Here is a 19,727-nt window from a genome sequence, read left to right as displayed (position 1 = left end):
CAACAGGGGATCGGGTAAATTTACACGCAATCGATCATTATGACATATCTGGGGCTTTTTAGGCAAGAGCGGCCGGGGCAACGCAGGGAATTGTCGGCTAAAAAGTTTGGCTTGGGATGAAATCCAGCACAAAAAAGCTAGAATAATCACAGCAGTTGGCGAGGATGAGGAAAAATGACGGTAAGATTGGGTAAACCGATTTTAGTGACGGGGATAGGCATTACCATCGCTTTCACCCTGGGGGAAACTCTCAATAGCAGACTGAGCGAAATCGGTTCCTGGGGTATTTTAGGTGCGATTGCTCTTGGTACTGGTATCTGGTTTTGGCAAAAACCCAACTCGAAAATCGATTTTCCCCCCCCCACTCCCCTGAGTCTAGAAAAGGTTAAACAAGCGATTAGCAAAGCCGAGAAGATAATTAATTATCTGGCCAAAGAAGACCCTAATCAAGACTTAACCCCACTCAAAACCACTTTAACCCAATTAAATCAAGAATTTGGTCGCCAAGATCTGAAAATTGCCATTACCGGTGCTAGAAAAACCGGTAAAACTGCCTTAAAAAAACTACTAGAAAGGGTCAACTTTGGGGAATCTATCGCTTTTCTGGAAACGGAACCGCTTCTAACTTTCGACTGCACCGCTAACCAGAAAAAAGCTCTGGCAGCCGACTTAGTTTTATATCTTATCAATGGGGATTTAACCGATTCCGAATGGCAAATCCTCCAGCAATTCGATCGAATGCACCAGCGTGTTATCCTGTTACTGAATAAACAGGATCGTTTACCCGTCGAAACCAGAGAAGAAATTCTCCTTTCCCTGAAACAAAGACTGAAAGAAACTATTGCTGCTCATCATATTTTAGCCATAGCCGCTGCCCCTGAACCCCTAAAAGTTCGTCAACATCAAAGCAATGGAGAAATCAAGGAATGGACGGAACCCCAAGCTATTGTTATTGATAATCTAGATAATCATCTCCGACAACTTATCGAACAAGAAAAGTCCGAATTAGTTCTTGGAACTATCTGGAGACAAGCGCTCGAATTGGCAAAGGAAACCAAACAATTACTCAATCAATCCCGACGCAAAAAGGCTTTACCTGTTATCGAACAATACCAATGGATAGCCGCTACTGCCACTTTTGCTAATCCTCTCGCGGCCCTAGATTTAGTTTTAGCGGCGGCCACTAACGCTCAAATGTTAATGGATTTAGGGGCAATTTATCAACAAAAAATGTCCCTTGAACAAGCAAAAACAGCCATGACTACCCTAGGGAAAATGATGGTACAATTGGGCATGGTAGAGGTGACAACTCAGGCATTAGGAACAATTCTCAAGGGAAATGCGATTACTTATATTGCTGGTGGTACAGTGCAAGGAATTGGAGCAGCCTATCTAACTCGTTTAGCTGGTTTAAGTTTAATTGAATATTTCCAAGAACAGGAAATTAACGAGCAACTGAATAATGATTGGAATTGGACGAGTTTGCAGAATAAAGTTAAACAGGTCTGGGAACAAAATCAACGCCTAGCATTTTTACAGGATTTTGTCAAGCAAACGAGCGCTCGTTGGTCGGCATTTTCTGGTTAAAAAATCTATAGCAATTTCCATAGTTGTGAGGTACAGAGTCTTAGGTTTTGGGGAGTCAGGAGTCAGTATTCAGGAGTCAGGAGTCAGGAGTCAGGTTTTGGGGTTTTGGGGTTTTGGGGTTTTAGGGTTTTAGGGTTTTAGTTCAATTTCCCCACTTCCCCATCACCCCACTTCCCCCCGCAACGCGCACGCAGTGACCACCCCATCACCCCACACCCCACACCCTGTCCCCACGAAAAACTTTTTCAGCAGACCCTAGTTAAGAACCGGGAAAAGCTAAATGCTGACGTAGCACATCCCAGCGCGAACAATCCCAATAATCGATATGAGAAATAATCAGATTATTGTCATCGAGAGTTAATTGGCTGCGTCCAGAAATAGCGATGCGGGGCCGCCAAGGTAAAGGGGTTGTCCACTGCAATGTCCAACGGGTATTAATAATATTTCCCTGCTGTTCAATTGCGTGGACATCCATCTTGATAGCTTGGAACCATTGACTCATAAAACCAATCATTTCCCGATAGCGTTTAATCCCCCGAAATTGATTGAGAGGGTCTTGAAAATAAACGTTATCAGCATAAATGTCATAGGTTTGATCGAGGGGAAATCTTTGATAATCTTGCTGCAAAATAGCGATAATATCCATAAAGTACCAAATTATTCCCGATAGCTATTGCCTTTTTTCACTGTTGAGAGGTCACTGTTAACTATTAACATATCACTCCCGTCAAACTAAAGGGACGGACTTCGGTAATTTTAACCTTAACAAATGTGCCTCGCAATTCCTCAATATCTCCAGTAAAGAAAGTTAAGCGATTGCCTCTAGTTCTTCCCATAACTTGACCAGCATCTTTAGGGTTAACGTCTTCCACTAAAATTTCCTCAATTCTGCCTAAATATCTTTGAGAACGTTCAGCAGCTTTTGTGGCCACTAAATGATTTAATCTTTGTAAGCGATCGCTTTTTACCTGCTCACTTAATTGATTATCCCAAATAGCGGCCGGAGTGCCGGGACGGGGAGAATAGGCAGCCGTATTTAATTGATCAAAACCAATCTCATCGACTAATTTTAAAGTATTCTCGAACTGTGCCTCTGTTTCTCCGGGGAATCCAACAATCGCATCGGCACTAATGGCAGCATCCGGCATTAAATCGCGAATATTAGCAATAATCTGTCGGTATTTTTCGTGAGTATAGCCCCGTTTCATGGCCTTGAGGATATCATTATCCCCCGATTGAAAAGGGATATGAAAATGTTCACAAACTTTAGGTAATTCCTGACAAGCTTTAATCAAACGTTCGGTAAAATAGCGGGGGTGACTGGTGGCAAAACGGAGACGTTCAATGCCGGCCACATCGTGAATGTAGTAGAGTAAATCGGTGAAATTGTGCAAATGTCGGCCGCTTGCCGTCACTCCGGGTAAATCCCGTCCGTAGGCATCGATATTTTGACCTAAAAGGGTGATTTCTTGATAACCCTGTTGTCCTAATTGTTCCATTTCTGCTCGAATTGCCGCAGGAGTGCGAGATTGTTCCACCCCGCGCACCCCCGGAACCACACAATAGGTACAGCGTTCATTACAACCATAGATGACGTTCACCCAAGCGGTAATATTACTATCCCGGCGCGGTTTGGTGATATCTTCCATGATGTGGATGGGTTCGGTGGCCACCACCTGGGAACCGTCAAAAACTTGTTGTAATAAGTCTCCCAAGCGGTTTGCGTGTTGGGGACCGATAATTAAATCCACTTCGGGAACCCGTCTTAATAATTGTTCCCCTTCCTGTTGGGCCACGCAGCCAGCGACAATTAAAGTAAGATCGGGTTGAGTTTGTTTGCGTTTAGCCTGTCTACCGAGATAGGAATACACCTTCTGTTCGGCATTATCGCGAATTGTACAGGTATTGTAGAGGATTAAATCGGCTTCGTTGGCATCCTCAGACCATTGAAACCCCAAATCTTCTAAAATACCCGCCATGCGTTCGGAGTCAGCTTTATTCATCTGACAACCAAAGGTGGTGATATGGTAACGACGTGGGGACTTATTCATGATGCTGGCTACAGAAACAAGAGTGCAGGTTTCTATTTTAGGCTATTTATCCTCTGACTTGAAAGAGGCGGTCGGCTCCGAGGCTGCGCGGCTGCTTTGTTCTCCCCACACCCCACACCCCACTTCCCCACTTCCCCACTTCCCCACTTCCCCACGTCCCTATCTCCCTGGAATTAGCCCTAAAGCATACTCAGCCATACAAGCCAAGAAAAACGAAACTTTTGCTTTGAGGATATCTCCTGACTGGTAGGATAAAAATAAACCATACTAGGCAGTTTAGCCTCAATGCCGCCGAGGCCACACCTTTAATCATCAAAGGAAAAGTATTTATATGTCTAAAAATCAAGTGTTCGACTTCTTCGCCTTAGCCGCTAAAAACGAAGAATTGGGTCAAAAAATGCGCTCAACCCAAGATCCTCAGCAATTACTAGAGATAGCTCGCTCGCAAGGCTTCGATTTCTCCCTTCCTGAATTAGAAGCGGCACTCAAATCCTTGCACGAGAGTCCCGACTTTTTCCAAAAGTTAGCTCATGCAGTGTTAGAAGTTTTCAGTCCTAACCACGATAATTATCCCTCGATCGGTGTCCAACCCTACGAAGGCGAGATCGATCGCTAGAATCAGTTATCGGTTTTTGAACCGTCGGTCGTCAGGAGTCAGGAGATTATTTTTATTTATTCTCCCCTCTCCGCTCCTGACAGGTGTAGGCATTGTAAAGTTTCCTCCCAAGTTCCTTCTATAGTTTGTTGTTCCATAGCATGGTGTTTTGAGTTACGTTTTAATCTTGGTGTAGCCAGGAAAGTAGGCAAAACACTAAACCCCATCAACTGATGGAATAAGTATCCAAAAATTCTAATGCAGTGATGATTTTAATGTTTCTAAATGGGTTCAGGACTAACAAGTCTTCATCCCCAGTAATAAGAGATTCAGCCAAAAAAGTAGCCGATTATGACACAGGCAATCCTTACTCAAATCTTGAATCAGCTTGAGACTCTTGAGTTAAAAGAACTTCAGCAGCTTAATCAGAAGATTCAACAGTATCTTATGGATAAAGAAGAAGCTGACAAACAAGCGGTATTTCATCAATCTCTTCTTGATGCCGGATTAGTGAAGCAGATTAAGCGTCCTTCATCTCAACCGATAACTGAGCGACGATTGATTGAAATCGAGGGCAAACCTATTTCAGAAACGATGATTGAGGAACGACGTTAAATGGCACTTTATTTCTTAGATAGTAGTGCCTTGGTCAAGCGTTATATCAGCGAAACTGGTTCAGTGTGGGTATTGGGATTATTTGCTGCTGCTTTCAATAATGAAATATTTATTGCCGCAATCGCCAAGGTAGAAATTGTGGCTGCTATTACGCGACGATCCCGCACTGGAAGTATTAGCGTTACGGATGCAACAGCAATAGTTCATCAGTTGAGAAAGGATTCGCTTCAAGATTATCAAGTCATCGAAATTACCGAAAGTATAATTAGGGCTGGCTGAATAAATGTGAAATGTATGCAAAGTAAGGGTTTTGGGGCTTTACGAGCGAAACAGGTGCAAGATTTTGAGAGAATCGTGGTTCAAAACCTTGCATCTTCATCGGCCCGCGTTCTGTAGGGGCGAAGCATTCGGGCAATAACCTATCGGTGAAACCGTAGATTTTCTATCCGAATGCTTCGCCCGTACTTTTTGCTGCAAACCCTAATTAATTCAGGAATGGTATTAGCGGAAACTTATGGTTTAAGAGGTTATGACGCAATCCAGTTAGCAGCAGGTCGTGCTGTTAATATACTTTGTCTAGCCAGTGGTTTACCCCCTATAACTTTTGTTTCGGCAGATAATGAGTTGAATGTCGCTGTGATCAGTGAGGGATTGCTGATGGAAAATCCTAACAATCATTCGTCTTAATCTAAGAATCATTAAATTTAAGATGTAAGCAAAAAAATAAAACCCCCTTAACTGACTGAATGAAGGGGTAATTTGTCATATTTTTAGAAGCAATTTAGCCTACTTTTGTGGTTTCTTTTTCTGAGGTTTTACATGATTTTAGTTGGCGCTTGAGGGTTGAAGCTGCGCCGAGAGTGCTGAGGGCTAGGAAGCTGAGGGTGGAGGTGGGTTCAGGGACTTGTTTACCTGGTTCAGGGACTTGTTCTAGCTTACCTACTGTAAACCCATGCCAAGTTTCAGGCTGATCAACACTAAATTCAATTGATGAATAGGTTCCAATAAACTGAATCGCTCCAGTTCCCTCTGTCCCAATTAAGGTATTTCCTGATTGTGACAATTGCCCATAACCCCAGTAAGCAGGATTATTTGGATTAGTACTGTTATGGCTAAGGATGTTAAACGGTGCATTAAAAGTATAGCTAACGGAAAGACCTGGGTTTCCCATACTATTAACAGCCATGATTGGATTGGTGATGGGTTGGGAAAAAGTCAACTTATTTGTTGGCAAACCAGTCGTTGCAGTATTTAAGGCAATTATGTCACTTGCTGGCGGTGCATTACTGACCACACTGTTGTTAATATAAGGAAGTCCTGGCGGGGCATCCCAGTAGTTGGTTCCACCTGATGTTTGGGCAAAATAGACATCCCCAGTATAGTTCACTGTGATGGAGCCAATGGTTCCCGTAGCTGATCCACTTGTACCTGTCGTTGCTGATGTCCAATCCGTCCAAACAACTGTTGCTGCACTGGCTGATGTTGCTTGTAGGGTTGTTGCCGCAATAGTTACTCCAGCTAAGATGCCCAAAGAAGACAGCGTTTTTGTAAGAGCATTAACTTTGTTTTCTGATTGTTTTCTACTTATCATGGATGTGAACCTCGTTTATTTCGTTGCGTTTTACTCGAAATCTCGCTTACTAACCCCCCCTCGCAGCCAGGTCAAACAACAACCCAACCCAACACCAAAGGCGATTGAAACCAACAATACACATCCCCCCCCCACAACTGTATTCTAAGCTACAGTTTAATAAATCTTTATATTTCTTTCTTAATCCCGATAAAGAAACCGCAGAACCAAGTCGGTTGTGAACAGCCCACCGCTTTTACCATTTTTGGTTAGTATCTGGATGTGGTATTATTCGAGGTGTGTTCGGATTATCTGATACGATCAAGGTCTATGACAACTTACTATGAAATCCTCCGCCAAATAGAGAATCTTCCCCTTACGGATAGGTTGCGACTTTTAGAGGATTTAAAAACTATCATCAAGCCGACCCTAGCGCCAAAAGATGACGATGAGATCATTCCAGCCGAAGAACTTGCTGAAAGCCAAGCAGCATGGCAAGATTATTTATCTGGTCGAGATACTGGAATCACTTCAACAGAATTAAAATACAAACTATTTGGAGATAAACTTGGCTGATTATATTCTACTTAGACAAGCAGAACGCTACTTAGAAAGAATGCCAAAAAATGACCAAATTCCTATTCTTGAAGCTTTGGATACTTTGATTTCGGATTCTACAAAATTAGATATTAAACCCCTTTACGGAAGAGATGAACTAAGATTGCGAGTGGGTAAGTATCGAGTGTTGTTTTTTGAAGATAGAGATAACAATCTATACGTCATTACAACTATTAAACCTCGCGGCGATGTCTATAAATAATACCAGAACTCTTTTCTAGACTGCTGTTTCTCCTTTCGCCATAAAACAGTGATTCACAGAGGAAGGAGTTTCAGGTGTTTTCCCCTGTTTTACTCCTGCTCGGGCGACCTATCCGCTTCCGGGAGGGATTTTGGTGCGGTATGTGGGATTTGCTGCTTAATTATTGGGAATTAATGAAATCTTGCGGATGAACGATGGTAATATTGGGAATAGGGATAAAGTCATCAGGATTAAAGGTTAATAAATGGGGAATGTTAGAAGCTTTCATGACAGCAAGAAGCCTAATATCATGGGTGCGTTTTCCTTTAATGTTGTAGATGGTGACTAATTGAAACCAAAGGGGAAAAATATCCGGGGTTTCTGCAATTAATGTAAAGTTATCTAATAAATCATTGACATAATTTGTAGCTTGTGCTGGAGTCCAACCTAAACCATTAACATCAAGGGGTCGGGTTGCAACTACCCAAAATTCAATTAAAACTTGAGGAATAATAACACATTCATTAGCTGTTTCAACGATTTGAGTAATTACATTATTAGCAAGAGAATAAGTTGCTGAAGACGGATCAGCCGCCCGAAGCAAAATGTTAGTATCCAGTAAATATTGAGTCATTAGTCTTCATACATAGTGTCACGGTGTAAAGCTTCATCAGGTAAATTCGCACTTGTTTTAGGAAGTTTAGCGATTACTTTCTGCCATTTTTGAGCTTTTTCCTGGGGAGTGAGACTATAATCTGGGGAAGGGAGGGAAATTCTTGAGGTGAGAGATTCGGTGAAGGATAACACTTCTTGTTGTTTTTCTAAGGGAAGTTTTCTGAGGTTTTTAATGATAACTTGTTCAATGTTCATTTGACTTAGACTAATAGGCAACCAGATCAATCATATCTCATGCCGCAATTTCTCTATATTTAATAAATCTTTACATTCCTCTCCCTAACTAGGGATGCACCTGGGACAATTGAGATATTTCCTCTTTGCGAACTATAATCCAAAAATTAGTAGTGAAAAAATTCAACCAAGCGCTCAGCCACTAACATTGCCATTTGTTCGTCGAGATGGCTAATTTGAGCGACGATTCTGGTTTTGTCAATCGCTCTAATTTGGTCTAAGGCAATACTGCCTTGCACATTTTTTTGATCAATCGGGATTCTGGTTGGGTATTTTTTAACCGTACTGGTGATTGGAGCAATAACTACTGTTCTCAACCGAGCATTGATCTCCCTAGGGGAAACAATAACACAAGGTCGGGTTTTTTGCAGTTCAGAACCCCTAGTCGGATCGAGTTCTACTAGAACTACGGCAAATCTTTCTACCATTGGTTTTCTCGCTCAAACTCATTTTCCACCCCTAACCAATCCTGTAACTCTGCTTCGATGGGTTCGTCATCAAACAACTCAGCCCAACCCTCTCTCACCTTCTTTTTAGCACTCAGAATAATTTTTTTACCCTCGACTATCGCTTCGACTTCATCAGTGAGTTCGCACTGTTCCATAATCGCTTGAGGAATTGTAATTCCTTGAGAATTGCCGATTTGTACGATTTTCAACAACATTTTTGACCCCCGGGGAAATACATTATCATCATATCAATCTGCTTAAGCTTAGGATTCTCATTTTGGTGTTTCCTTGTAACCGTTTTATAACGCTTGGCTGGTTTTAAGATGATGTAACGCCACATCCTAACTCAGCCTTCAACTCTGCTTTAGATTTGCCAGGATCGCGCCCTTCTAAATATTCCTGATCGGCTTTCTCTGCCGCTTCAATTTAATTATACTTACTTACAGGGTGGCTCAAGCAACAGCCGCACCCAACCCCAAGGGCGATTGAAAACAACAATACACATTATCACATCCGCAACAGTATCAAAAGCTACAATTTAACAAGATCGCTCTACTTTCAAGCAGAAAATGTACCTAGTGGTGAGCCAATTTTTTCTGAGAAGCGACCTGGAGTAAGGATTTTGTCAATTTTTTAGTATTTCTGTCTGGGGGAAGTGCAGATATAGTATAAAAAAATTATAAAAAAGCCGAAATCAGGGAAAATAAGGCTTTTATCTGCCATTAAATCCGGCAGATGGAATCAAGCTGCCAAGAGAGAAATTAAAGCGGAAATGCAGTCAGAGCAAAGGTTTCGGCGGTAAATCTCCTGAGAATTGCTGAGGCTGATGGACGAAGGGAAGGAATGATTAACTTTCGTTAACCTGAAGATGAGAAATAATCATAATGTTTTATATTGTCAAAGGTGTCATAGTTTCCTATGCTTTTTTTAGGTTGATAATTTTGCCCCACTCGTCAAATTTTTACCAACCGGCCCTAGAAAATAAAAATAGTGGATGAAAACGGTCACGATCGAGATAAAATCTAGGATGGTCTTACCCCCACCTTGCCACGATCCCGACTGCCACCAAAGCTAGAGCAGGAAAAGTAACAAGGAAAGAATTTGACTGAAACAAAGTTGATAACGCTAACGAAATTAATAGTTTAGTTTGGCTTGACAAGCGAGGAACAAAAAAATGCCAATTGCAGTAGGAATGATTGAAACCCTAGGATTTCCCGCCGTTGTGGAAGCGGCCGATGCCATGGTCAAGGCCGCCAGGGTGACTCTAGTGGGTTACGAAAAAATCGGTAGTGGTCGCGTCACTGTCATTGTCCGGGGAGACGTTTCAGAAGTGCAAGCTTCTGTGGCTGCTGGAGTGGAAAACGCCAACCGGGTTAACGGAGGACAAGTGCTATCTACCCATATCATCGCTCGTCCCCACGAAAACCTCGAATACGTGCTGCCCATTCGCTACACCGAAGAAGTAGAGCAATTCCGCAGCTATTAAACACCGTTTCGGGGTCAGCATCTATAGAGTCGAAGAAAGCCAACCATTAGGAGACAAAAATATTATGTCAATTGCAGTGGGCATGGTGGAAACCTTGGGTTTCCCGGCCGTCGTCGAGGCGGCTGATGCCATGGTGAAAGCCGCCCGCGTAACCCTAGTAGGTTACGAAAAAATTGGTAGTGGTCGCGTCACCGTCATCGTCCGGGGGGACGTTTCGGAAGTACAGGCTTCCGTATCGGCGGGGACAGAAGCGGCATCTAATCGTGTTAAAGGGGGTCAAGTCCTCTCGACCCACATCATCGCCCGTCCCCACGAAAACCTCGAATACGTTCTTCCCATCCGTTATACAGAGGCCGTGGAACAGTTTCGTGAAAGTGTTAACCCGCAACCTTTAAGACGAATCTAGAGCGCAACTAACTTTTAGTGTAAACAAATTCCATGCAAATTGCCAAAGTTTGCGGAACCGTCGTTAGCACCCTGAAACCGCGCAGTATGACGGGAGTGAAACTTCTGCTTTTGCAATTCATCGACGCCCAAGGGCAACTTTTGCCTAAATACGAAGTAGCGGGTGATATTGTCGGAGCGGGAATTAATGAATGGGTGCTAGTGTCCCGGGGAGGAGCCGCCCGTATCGAAGACGGACAGAACAATCGCCCCCTTGACGCGATGGTGGTGGGGATTATTGACACGATAACCGTAGAAAATCGCACCCTCTACAGCAAGAGAGACGAATTTCGTCAATCTGGTTAAACATCGATAGGACCCAAACACAGTTAAGTAACAACCAGCCAGCCAAATTCAGTATGGAGGAAGACTAACTATGGTCGTCCGCACAACGGCGGCTAGTCCGAAAAAGCGGACCAAATCCCCAGAGGAAACGCACATAGACGAGAGTGCCAAAGTCCACACCTTCTCTAACCTCAGTGGCGCTATCGAGATCGGGGCGCGAGTGGTGATTGCTCCGGGGACTTCCATCCGCGCCGATGAAGGAACCCCCTTTCACATTGGCGACGACAGCAAAATTCAGGACGGAGCAATCATCCACGGTTTAGAAAAAAGCCGTGTGGTGGGAGATGACGGCCGAGAATATTCGGTGTGGATCGGCCGGGGCAGCTGCATCACCCACATGGCACTCATTCACGGGCCTGCCTATGTGGGCGATCGCTGTTTTATCGGTTTTCGCTCCACCGTCTTTAACGCCCGCATCGGGGCTGATTGCATCGTCATGATGCACGCCCTCGTTCAAGACGTGGAAATCCCCGCCGGGAAATTCGTGCCATCCGGTTCCGTGATCACCAGCCAACAACAGGCTGATCGCTTACCCGATGTCACAGAGATCGATCGAGCCTTCACTCGTCACATTGTGGAAATTGACCTCGCCCCCAGCGTCCCGGTCAAAGCCCAAGGACCAGCGACTCCGCCACCGGCAGCCGCTATAAACATCGCTAATGAGACGCTATATAGAAATTCGGTGACACCTATGAGTTTAAATACAAACATTCGAGCGCAGGTTCGCTCCCTCCTCTCCCAAGGCTACAAGATCGGCATCGAATACGCTGACAAACGCCGCTTTAAAACCAGTTCTTGGTTAAGTGCCGGCTTTATCGACGGCAGCCGCGAAGAACAGGTATCCCAATCCCTAGAAGCCTCCCTGAGAGACCTGCAAGGCGAATACGTCCGCCTGATCGGAGTCGATCCCGCCGCTAAACGGCGCATACTGGAAATGATTATCCAACGCCCCGAAGACACCCCGGGAGAACCGGCCCGCACCACCACCGCCGTCCACGGCGGTCATGGCAACGGTAACGGCAATTCAGACCTGTCCGTGCAAGTGCGTTCCCTGCTCGCCCAAGGGCTGAAAATCGCCACCGAACACGCGGATAAACGCCGTTTTAAAACCAGTTCTTGGTTAACTGGACCGGCGATCGAAACCAAGAGCGAAGCGGGCATCATTCGCGATATTGAAGCGATCGTGACTGAAAATAGCGATGAGTACGTCCGCCTGATCGGGATCGACCCGCAGGCGAAAAAACGCGTCGTCGAAATGATTATTCACCGCCCCGGCGGCACCCCCGCTAGTAACGGCAGCGGCCAAACCAGCAGCTACAGCACCCCCGCCAGTAACGGAGCCAGTTATAGCAGCAGTGGTAGCTTAAGTGGCGAAACGATCGCTCAAATTCGTTCCCTGCTCGCCCAAGGCTACAAAATCGGCACCGAACACGCGGATAAACGCCGGTTTAAAACCAGTTCTTGGCAGAGTTGCGCTCCGATCGAAAGCAATCGCGAATCCGAGGTAATTACTGCTTTGGAAGATTGTTTAAGGGAACATAGCGGCGAATACGTCCGCTTACTCGGTATCGATGCTAAAGCCAAAAAACGGGTTTTAGAAACGGTGATCCAGCGCCCCGATGGTTCGGTGGCTAGTAATGGCAACGGTAAAACCGCCACCGTTGCTGAACCGAGTTTCAAAAGCTCTGCTTCCAGTTCCTCCGGCGGCGGTACTGCCACTTTAACCAGTACCTTAACCGCGGAAACGATCGCTCAAATTCGTTCTTTATTGAACCAAGGTCACAAAATTGGCAGTGAACACGCGGATAAACGTCGTTTTAAAACCGGTTCTTGGCAAAGCTGCACCCCGATCGATAGCAGTCGCGAATCCGATGTGGTGGCCGCTTTAGAAACCTGTCTGCGCGACCATCAAGGAGAATACGTCCGTCTGATCGGGATTGACTCCCAAGCGAAACGTCGTGTCCTCGAATCGATTATTCAACGCCCTTAATTTCAGGACTCGGTAATTGGTGAACGGAGATAGGTGTTAGGTGTTGGCGGATCGGGAAAAATCCCCGAAACTCTAACCCCTACCCCCTAACCCCTGATCACTGGTCACTGATCACTGATCACTGTCAATTATGTCCTTACCCCCCGTTCAACCTATTAGCCGCTCGGAATTCTATGTCAATGGTGATGTAACCATTGATGAGAGTGCGATCGTGGCTCCGGGGGTGATTCTCCGAGCAGCCCCCAATAGCCAAATAATTATCGGTGCGGGTGCTTGCCTGGGTATGGGAACGATTTTAACCGCCTATCAGGGTGTTATTGCTATCGGTGCAGGGGCAATTTTAGGTACAGGTGTTCTGATTGTCGGTCGGGGTGAAATCGGTGAGAATGCCTGTATTGGGTCAACCACAACGATTTTTAATGCTTCTGTGGCAGCGATGTCGCTCGTGCCGTCCGGTTCACTGATCGGAGATACTTCCCGTCAAATTACCATCGAGGTGTCAGCGACCCGATCGGAACCGGAAAGACCCCCTTTACCGGAACCGGAACCCGTAGTCAGTCAAGTGTCCCCAGTGCCGTCAGTGGAGGAAGCGGTGGCCGAAACCGTGGCCAGTCCTTGGGATGGCGAGGAAATGGTCGCCGAGGCCAGTCCTCCAGAAACCAGAGAACAAGCATCTACTACTAACCAACCGAATCAAGCATCTGTGGTCGGAAAGGTCTATATCAATCAGTTATTGGTCACGCTATTTCCAGAACGTCATCGTTTTAATGGCAACAATAACCATAATTCTTGAAGGGGAAAATAATCGTTCACAAGCCAAAAATCTCAACAATAATTACTGAGTAATTAGACCTAATTTATCTAGAGTTCACTGCTGTCTAACTGTCCTCTAGGTACTGGGTATAATTGCTTAGAAATCCAGTTAATATTTAGCGATTGCCGACAATTTTTTGAGGTTGTAATTATTGATAATCTTCCTCAATTAAAGAGTAGTTTTAATCGCTCAAAGCCTGATGAGCAGAAGTTTCTGCGTGTCAATCAGGTAAATTTTTGTTGATTTTTTTGTGTTTTTGTAGAGATTATCAAAGTTAGATGACGACAGATTAAAGAAACTAATCCCCCCGAGAAAAAAAAACAATCAAAATTTTAGAGATAGGGAAAAAAATGATCAGAATAGGATAAAGTTCGTGTTAAGATGATCAGTTGAAAAAAACATTAGTGAAAATTGCTCCCTAACTTCGCTCCTGGCAGCAGGGGAAAGGAGCTTAAGAAAAATCTATGTCGGTTGACGGCGAGATTTTACAGGTGCGACTAATCATGCAGTTTATGGAGGAATAATCCCAATGGTGCAAGCCAAATCCAAAGGTTTCCAGGCCGGCGTAAAAGACTACCGCCTGACCTACTACACCCCCGACTACACCCCCAAAGATACCGATCTACTAGCTTGCTTCCGGGTAACACCCCAACCCGGAGTTCCTCCTGAAGAAGCAGGTGCGGCGGTAGCGGCGGAATCTTCCACAGGTACCTGGACCACCGTTTGGACCGATAACTTAACCGACCTCGATCGCTATAAAGGTCGTTGTTATGATATCGAACCCGTACCCAACGAAGATAACCAGTTCTTCTGTTTCGTTGCCTATCCTTTAGATCTATTTGAAGAAGGTTCCGTCACCAACATCCTCACCTCGATCGTTGGTAACGTTTTCGGTTTCAAAGCTCTACGCGGTCTCCGTTTAGAAGATATCCGTTTCCCCGTCGCTTTAATCAAAACCTTCCAAGGTCCTCCCCACGGTATCACCGTTGAACGGGACAAATTAAACAAATACGGTCGCCCCCTACTCGGTTGCACCATCAAACCCAAACTCGGCCTTTCCGCTAAAAACTACGGTCGTGCCGTTTATGAATGTCTCCGCGGTGGTTTAGACTTCACCAAAGACGACGAAAATATTAACTCTCAACCCTTCATGCGTTGGCGCGATCGTTTCCTCTTTGTCCAAGAGGCGATCGTTAAATCCCAAGCAGAAACCAACGAAGTTAAAGGACATTACTTAAACGTAACCGCTCCTACCTGCGAGCAGATGATGCAACGGGCTGAATTCGCCGCCGAAATCAAAACCCCGATCATCATGCACGACTACCTCACCGGTGGTTTCACCGCTAACACCACCCTGGCGAAATTCTGCCGCGACAAAGGGTTACTGCTCCACATTCACCGGGCAATGCACGCGGTTATCGACCGTCAGAAAAATCATGGTATCCACTTCCGCGTTTTAGCTAAGTGCTTACGTCTCTCTGGTGGTGATCACCTCCACTCTGGAACCGTTGTCGGTAAACTCGAAGGTGAACGCGGAATCACGATGGGTTTTGTTGACCTGATGCGTGAAGACTATGTAGAAGAAGATCGCGCTCGTGGTATTTTCTTCACCCAAGACTACGCTTCCTTACCCGGGGTAATGCCCGTTGCTTCCGGTGGTATCCACGTTTGGCATATGCCGGCGCTGGTGGAAATCTTCGGTGACGATTCCTGCTTACAGTTCGGTGGTGGAACCCTCGGCCACCCCTGGGGTAACGCACCCGGTGCCACCGCTAACCGTGTGGCTCTGGAAGCTTGTATCCAAGCTCGTAACGAAGGACGCTCCTTGGCCCGCGAAGGTAACGACGTTATCCGGGAAGCTTGCCGTTGGAGTCCTGAACTGGCTGCCGCTTGCGAACTCTGGAAAGAAATTAAATTCGAGTTCGAGGCTATGGATACCCTCTAATACAGCCCTTCAGAAGGTTGTTAGCAGTTATCGGTGGAAAATAATGCCGGGGACTTGCCCAAAATCGGCAAGCAGTGGTTAGAATTTCAACACTGATAACTGCCTAGCCAATAACTGAAAACTGTATAAAATGTATCCGAAAAAAGTTGTTCAAGATACCGCGAAAGTCTTACAAAGTTACCTAACTTACCAAGCGGTTCGCACGATTATCGATCAATTGTCAGAAACTAATCCCACTTTAGCTATTTGGCTGAGTCACTATACTTCTAGCCATTCCATTCAGGATGGCGAGGCCTATATTGCGGGGTTAATGACTGAGAATAAAGAGTTAGTTTTGCGGATCATGACGGTAAGAGAACATTTAGCCGAACAGGTTTTAGAGTTCTTGCCAGAGATGGTAAAAACGGGAATTATTAATGACAATACCGAACATCGTCGGCAACTTTTGGAACGTCTCACCCGTACTGCTATAAGTCAACCAGAGACATCGGAATTAAATCTCGATGTTGATGATCTACCCAACCCATAAGGAATCAAGAAACCCATGAAAACTTTACCTAAAGAGAAGCGTTACGAAACTCTCTCCTACTTGCCCCCCCTCACCGATCAACAAATTGCTAAACAAATTCAATACATGATCGATCAGGGTTATATTCCTGCTGTGGAATTTGAAAAAGATCCCAAACCCGCAGATTATCATTGGACGATGTGGAAACTGCCTTTATTCTCTGTTTCTGGTCCCCAAGAAGTTCTTAATGAAGTTCGCGAGTGCCGCACTGAATATTCTGATTGCTACATCCGCGTTATCGCTTTTGATAACATCAAACAATGTCAAACCATGAGCTTTATTGTTCATAAACCCAATGCTGGCCGCTACTAATTTGGCTGTAGTTTAAAGGTTTGTAGGGATGGCCGCGAGGCCATCCTTTTTTTGGTGGTTTTTAACACGGGTAAACGATCGGCTGATATTTGGTAAGTTAGAAGTGTTGACATCCTCACCGCCGTAAACGGACGGTGATTCCCAAACCTCACGATTTAGGTTTCTGCTTCTTTCCCTTGCGGGGTTCCGCACCTGCCTTAACAGATTTACTCTGTTCTGGTCTTATGGTCGCTCTACAGACTGACACCGCAAGTCCTGCGGCCAAAATGTTTTTACTAGCGTTAATATCTCGGTCATGGTGTGTCCCACAGTCTGGACAATCCCATTCTCGAATATTTAACGGCATCTTCTCAGCAATATACCCGCAATTACTACACCTTTTAGAGCTAGGAAACCATCTATCTACTTCGAGGTAATTTCTCCCATACCAACGGCATTTATAGGCTAATTGTCGGGTAATTTCTCCCCAACTAACGTCAGATATTGCCTGAGATAATTTCGGGTTTTTGACCAGATTCTTGACGGCTAAATTCTCAACTACAATCGTTTGGTTTTCACGAACTAATTGAGTGGTTAGCTTGTGTAAATGGTCTTTTCTACTATCAGTAATTTGGGCGTGAATTTTGGCTACTTTGATTCTCGCTTTTTCCCGATTTTTTGAACCTTTCTGTTTTCGAGAAAGGCTTTTCGATGCTCTTCGCAGTCTCTGATAATGCTTTTTAAAATGCTTAGGATTAGACACTTTGTCACCATCGCTGGTAATTACTAGGCTACTAATTCCTAAGTCAATTCCGATGGCTTTATCTGTTACTGGTAATGGCTTAATTGTTGGGTCATCAAATCTTATTGAGATATGCCAACGCCCAGAAGGATGTAATCTGACTGTTACTGTGCTTGGTTCACAAGCTTCTGGTATTTGTCTTGACCATCGAATAGGTAAAGGTTCTGTGCATTTGGCTAAATAGATTTGTTTGTCTTTAAATTTAAAAGCTGACTTAGTAAATTCGGCACTTCCTCCCTGATGTTTTTTCTTAAAGTTAGGATACTTAGTACGACCAGCAAAGAAGTTAGTGAAAGCTGTTTGTAGGTGTCTTAACCCTTGTTGTAAAGGTACACAGCTTACTTCGTTTAAAAAGTCTAATTCTTCTTGCTTTTTCCAATCAGTTAGCATTGAAGAGGTTTCAGTATATCCTACTCTTTCTTGCTTTTCGTACCATGCTTGTGTTCTGAGATGGAGAGCTTTATTGTAAACCAATCTTACACAGCCCAAAGTGCGCCGCAATAGCGACTCTTGTTCGGGTGTGGGGTAAAATCGAAACGAATAGGCTTTTTCCATGCCTCACATTTTAGCATATATTTCGTAAATGTGTTAATATTTAACAGTAAAGCCGTCGTAGAACGACGGGGTTTCAGACCCAAAATTTTCGATGAACTGACTGCCGATCGAACCTATGCCCCGTACTCATCTATTAGATACCCGAACCAGCAATTTTAGCGATCTCATCGGCAATGGCAAAATCTACCGAGTTCCCCCTTTTCAAAGAGATTATTCGTGGAAGGAAGAAAATTGGGAAGATCTCTGGCAGGATATTCAAACGCTCTATGAAAACCCCGATTCTAGTCATTACATGGGAGCGATCGTTTTACAGGGTTCCCAGCGATCGGATACGGATTTTACAATTATTGACGGACAACAACGATTGGTAACGATTAGTATTCTCGCTATAGCGATTATCGAAAAAATTCAAACGTTAATCGATCGGGGGGAAGAAGCGGAAGCGAATAGAGAACGACAACGGCTTCTCAAAAGCGGTTATTTGAGTAATAAAGATCTGGGTTCTTTAAAAGAATCTAGTAAATTAATTTTGAATGAAAATAATAATGATTTTTATCAAAGTCGTCTCATTAACTTTAGACCTCCTCGCAATCCTCGATCGCTCGCAAAATCCAACCAACTCCTATGGAAAGCTTTTCAATACTTTTCCGATTCATTGCAAAAGCTTACAAGCGTAGTTAACAGTGGAAAAGAACTGGCAATTTTTTTAACGGATACCGTTGCCAAAAGACTCTTATTTATTCAGATTAATGTTGAAGATGAATTGAATGCGTATACGGTTTTCGAGACCCTAAACGCTAGAGGGATAGAGCTAAGTTCAACCGATCTATTAAAAAATTATTTGTTTTCTCTTTTCCGAGGGGCGGATGATTTGCGAGAAGGACAACGACAGTGGAGAGGAATTATTGATACCGTTACAATGGAAAAATTCCCCGAGTTCCTACGTTACTATCTCAGCCTCACGCGGACGAGAGTAAGACGGGAACGTTTATTTAAAAGGGTTCGAGAGTCTATACAAAACGCTGAAAGCGCGTTTAAATTACTCGAACAACTCGAAGAATATAGTGGTCTTTTTATCGCTCTTAATAATCCCAATGATGAATTCTGGCAAGATACTCCAGATAATATCCCTTATATTCGAGAAATTGAACTATTTGGCGTAAAACAAGCCTATCCAGTTTTATTCTCGGCATACAATAAATTTTCAAGCGAGAACTTCACCCGCCTACTAAAATTGGTTTGTATAATTTCGTTTCGATACACGATTGTCAGTAGTCTTAACCCGAATGAGCTAGAAGGGATTTATAATAAGATAGCAATCGCCATAAATAATGGCGAAATGACGACTCCGAGGCAAGTTTTCGAGGGCTTGCGTTCGGTTTATGTCACGGATACTAAGTTCGTGCAGGATTTTTCGATTCTTTCGATTTCTACCAGAGGTCAAAAGAAAAAACTGGTTCGATATATTCTCTGGAAATTAGAAATGGACGAATCGGGTCGATCTAATATAGCGGAAGATGGATTCTCGATCGAGCATATTCTACCAGAATCGCCGAGCGATCGATGGCGCGTTCACTTTCTCGATAACGAGATCGAGGAAATGACCTATCGGATCGGTAACTTGATTCCTTTAGAAGCTAATTTGAATCGTCAAATCGGCAATCAATACTATACAGATAAACAAGAGATTTACCAACAAAGCGATTATGCTCTAGCGAGAAATATAGTACCAGAGGAATGGACACCGGACACGATCGCTAAACGTCAAGAAAGTTTAGCCCGACGAGCGGTTCATATTTGGAAATCCGACTTTGTTTGAGAGCGGGTTAAAAAATGTTCTCGATTCGCTTTTACTTGGGAATAGATTTCTAGGATAATTTTCACGAGGAAGCGATCGATCTGTCAGGATTTC

At 44.3% G+C, this 19,727-nt stretch carries 26 protein-coding genes; 17 read left to right on the top strand and 9 right to left on the bottom strand.

Translation table 11 applies throughout. The features are described from left to right. The first annotated feature begins 174 nt into the window (after window positions 1–174). On the top strand, window positions 175–1,587 hold the full coding sequence (locus tag GQR42_RS00490; RefSeq protein ID WP_158198483.1) for a slr1306 family protein: 1,413 nt from the start codon (window positions 175–177) through the stop codon (window positions 1,585–1,587). Between the two features lie 259 nt (window positions 1,588–1,846). Here the strand turns inward: GQR42_RS00490 and GQR42_RS00485 are convergent, their stop codons facing one another. Both GQR42_RS00485 and miaB read right to left on the bottom strand, forming a co-directional pair. Then, a complete protein-coding gene (locus GQR42_RS00485; RefSeq protein ID WP_158198482.1) occupies window positions 1,847–2,233 on the bottom strand; it encodes a DUF2358 domain-containing protein in 387 nt (128 codons plus the stop codon). 64 nt (window positions 2,234–2,297) lie between these two features. After that, window positions 2,298–3,638, bottom strand: coding sequence for a tRNA (N6-isopentenyl adenosine(37)-C2)-methylthiotransferase MiaB (gene miaB, locus GQR42_RS00480; protein ID WP_158198481.1), 1,341 nt, complete (start codon window positions 3,636–3,638; stop codon window positions 2,298–2,300). Here miaB and GQR42_RS00475 point away from each other — a divergent pair. Continuing rightward, window positions 3,637–3,888, top strand: a complete 252-nt coding sequence (locus GQR42_RS00475; protein ID WP_233271203.1) for a hypothetical protein — start codon at window positions 3,637–3,639, stop codon at window positions 3,886–3,888. The genes miaB and GQR42_RS00475 overlap by 2 nt on opposite strands. A gap of 81 nt (window positions 3,889–3,969) precedes the next feature. After that, window positions 3,970–4,254: a Nif11-like leader peptide family natural product precursor gene (locus GQR42_RS00470; protein ID WP_002759324.1), complete on the top strand. Its 285-nt coding sequence runs from the start codon at window positions 3,970–3,972 to the stop codon at window positions 4,252–4,254. Between the two features lie 56 nt (window positions 4,255–4,310). Here the strand turns inward: GQR42_RS00470 and GQR42_RS00465 are convergent, their stop codons facing one another. After that, window positions 4,311–4,460 carry a hypothetical protein gene (locus tag GQR42_RS00465; RefSeq protein ID WP_158198480.1) on the bottom strand — a complete coding sequence of 50 codons (150 nt, stop codon included), beginning with the start codon at window positions 4,458–4,460 and terminating at the stop codon, window positions 4,311–4,313. Window positions 4,461–4,584: 124 nt separating this feature from the next. On the opposite strand from GQR42_RS00465, the gene GQR42_RS00460 reads away from it, so the two are divergent. The 3 genes from GQR42_RS00460 to GQR42_RS00450 all read left to right on the top strand — a co-directional run bounded on the left by GQR42_RS00460 (window position 4,585) and on the right by GQR42_RS00450 (window position 5,535). Further along, window positions 4,585–4,848: a hypothetical protein gene (locus GQR42_RS00460; RefSeq protein WP_158198479.1), complete on the top strand. Its 264-nt coding sequence runs from the start codon at window positions 4,585–4,587 to the stop codon at window positions 4,846–4,848. Beyond that, window positions 4,849–5,127 carry a type II toxin-antitoxin system VapC family toxin gene (locus GQR42_RS00455; RefSeq protein WP_233271202.1) on the top strand — a complete coding sequence of 93 codons (279 nt, stop codon included), beginning with the start codon at window positions 4,849–4,851 and terminating at the stop codon, window positions 5,125–5,127. A gap of 171 nt (window positions 5,128–5,298) precedes the next feature. Next, window positions 5,299–5,535 (top strand): hypothetical protein, encoded by a 237-nt coding sequence (locus tag GQR42_RS00450; protein WP_199273252.1) that lies wholly within the window; start codon window positions 5,299–5,301, stop codon window positions 5,533–5,535. Between the two features lie 94 nt (window positions 5,536–5,629). Here the strand turns inward: GQR42_RS00450 and GQR42_RS28130 are convergent, their stop codons facing one another. After that, entirely contained in the window at window positions 5,630–6,439 is an 810-nt protein-coding gene (locus GQR42_RS28130; protein ID WP_233271201.1) for a PEP-CTERM sorting domain-containing protein, read from the bottom strand. 309 nt (window positions 6,440–6,748) lie between these two features. Between GQR42_RS28130 and GQR42_RS00440 the strand changes: the two genes are divergently transcribed. Beyond that, window positions 6,749–6,994 carry a hypothetical protein gene (locus GQR42_RS00440; RefSeq protein ID WP_158198478.1) on the top strand — a complete coding sequence of 82 codons (246 nt, stop codon included), beginning with the start codon at window positions 6,749–6,751 and terminating at the stop codon, window positions 6,992–6,994. A 40-nt stretch (window positions 6,995–7,034) separates the two neighbouring features. After that, entirely contained in the window at window positions 7,035–7,238 is a 204-nt protein-coding gene (locus GQR42_RS00435) for a type II toxin-antitoxin system RelE family toxin (RefSeq protein WP_158202328.1), read from the top strand. A 160-nt stretch (window positions 7,239–7,398) separates the two neighbouring features. On the opposite strand, the gene GQR42_RS00430 is transcribed toward GQR42_RS00435, so the two are convergent. The 4 genes from GQR42_RS00430 to GQR42_RS00415 form a co-directional block, all read right to left on the bottom strand. Then, window positions 7,399–7,851 (bottom strand): type II toxin-antitoxin system VapC family toxin, encoded by a 453-nt coding sequence (locus GQR42_RS00430; RefSeq protein WP_158198477.1) that lies wholly within the window; start codon window positions 7,849–7,851, stop codon window positions 7,399–7,401. Then, window positions 7,851–8,087, bottom strand: a complete 237-nt coding sequence (locus GQR42_RS00425; protein ID WP_008202209.1) for a hypothetical protein — start codon at window positions 8,085–8,087, stop codon at window positions 7,851–7,853. The genes GQR42_RS00430 and GQR42_RS00425 overlap by 1 nt, the downstream gene beginning before the upstream one ends. A gap of 146 nt (window positions 8,088–8,233) precedes the next feature. After that, complete coding sequence (locus tag GQR42_RS00420; RefSeq protein ID WP_158198476.1) at window positions 8,234–8,554, bottom strand: type II toxin-antitoxin system PemK/MazF family toxin; 321 nt, start codon at window positions 8,552–8,554, stop codon at window positions 8,234–8,236. Next, entirely contained in the window at window positions 8,548–8,790 is a 243-nt protein-coding gene (locus GQR42_RS00415; RefSeq protein ID WP_158198475.1) for an AbrB/MazE/SpoVT family DNA-binding domain-containing protein, read from the bottom strand. The genes GQR42_RS00420 and GQR42_RS00415 overlap by 7 nt, the downstream gene beginning before the upstream one ends. Window positions 8,791–9,749: 959 nt before the next feature. Here GQR42_RS00415 and GQR42_RS00410 point away from each other — a divergent pair. From GQR42_RS00410 to GQR42_RS00375, 8 genes are all read left to right on the top strand, one after another. Beyond that, window positions 9,750–10,061, top strand: coding sequence for a carbon dioxide-concentrating mechanism protein CcmK (locus GQR42_RS00410; RefSeq protein WP_002734613.1), 312 nt, complete (start codon window positions 9,750–9,752; stop codon window positions 10,059–10,061). Between the two features lie 64 nt (window positions 10,062–10,125). Beyond that, window positions 10,126–10,467 carry a carbon dioxide-concentrating mechanism protein CcmK gene (locus GQR42_RS00405; RefSeq protein ID WP_002733426.1) on the top strand — a complete coding sequence of 114 codons (342 nt, stop codon included), beginning with the start codon at window positions 10,126–10,128 and terminating at the stop codon, window positions 10,465–10,467. A gap of 32 nt (window positions 10,468–10,499) precedes the next feature. After that, window positions 10,500–10,811, top strand: a complete 312-nt coding sequence (locus tag GQR42_RS00400; protein ID WP_002741688.1) for a EutN/CcmL family microcompartment protein — start codon at window positions 10,500–10,502, stop codon at window positions 10,809–10,811. A 70-nt stretch (window positions 10,812–10,881) separates the two neighbouring features. Continuing rightward, a complete protein-coding gene (locus GQR42_RS00395) occupies window positions 10,882–12,840 on the top strand; it encodes a ribulose bisphosphate carboxylase small subunit (RefSeq protein ID WP_158198474.1) in 1,959 nt (652 codons plus the stop codon). 130 nt (window positions 12,841–12,970) lie between these two features. After that, window positions 12,971–13,633 (top strand): carbon dioxide concentrating mechanism protein, encoded by a 663-nt coding sequence (locus GQR42_RS00390; protein ID WP_158198473.1) that lies wholly within the window; start codon window positions 12,971–12,973, stop codon window positions 13,631–13,633. 550 nt (window positions 13,634–14,183) lie between these two features. After that, window positions 14,184–15,599, top strand: a complete 1,416-nt coding sequence (locus GQR42_RS00385) for a form I ribulose bisphosphate carboxylase large subunit (protein WP_002753365.1) — start codon at window positions 14,184–14,186, stop codon at window positions 15,597–15,599. A gap of 130 nt (window positions 15,600–15,729) precedes the next feature. Then, window positions 15,730–16,128, top strand: a complete 399-nt coding sequence (gene rcbX, locus GQR42_RS00380; RefSeq protein WP_002732424.1) for a RuBisCO chaperone RbcX — start codon at window positions 15,730–15,732, stop codon at window positions 16,126–16,128. Between the two features lie 15 nt (window positions 16,129–16,143). Beyond that, window positions 16,144–16,479, top strand: a complete 336-nt coding sequence (locus GQR42_RS00375; protein ID WP_002741682.1) for a ribulose bisphosphate carboxylase small subunit — start codon at window positions 16,144–16,146, stop codon at window positions 16,477–16,479. 148 nt (window positions 16,480–16,627) lie between these two features. Here the strand turns inward: GQR42_RS00375 and GQR42_RS00370 are convergent, their stop codons facing one another. Continuing rightward, entirely contained in the window at window positions 16,628–17,815 is a 1,188-nt protein-coding gene (locus GQR42_RS00370; RefSeq protein ID WP_158198472.1) for an RNA-guided endonuclease InsQ/TnpB family protein, read from the bottom strand. 115 nt (window positions 17,816–17,930) lie between these two features. Between GQR42_RS00370 and GQR42_RS00365 the strand changes: the two genes are divergently transcribed. Continuing rightward, on the top strand, window positions 17,931–19,634 hold the full coding sequence (locus tag GQR42_RS00365) for a DUF262 domain-containing protein (protein ID WP_002770760.1): 1,704 nt from the start codon (window positions 17,931–17,933) through the stop codon (window positions 19,632–19,634). The last annotated feature ends 93 nt before the right edge of the window (window positions 19,635–19,727 follow it).

It is taken from the genome of Microcystis aeruginosa FD4 (assembly GCF_009792235.1).
In the GTDB taxonomy this organism is placed as follows: domain Bacteria; phylum Cyanobacteriota; class Cyanobacteriia; order Cyanobacteriales; family Microcystaceae; genus Microcystis; species Microcystis viridis.
This window is presented reverse-complemented; position numbering and strand designations above follow the sequence as displayed.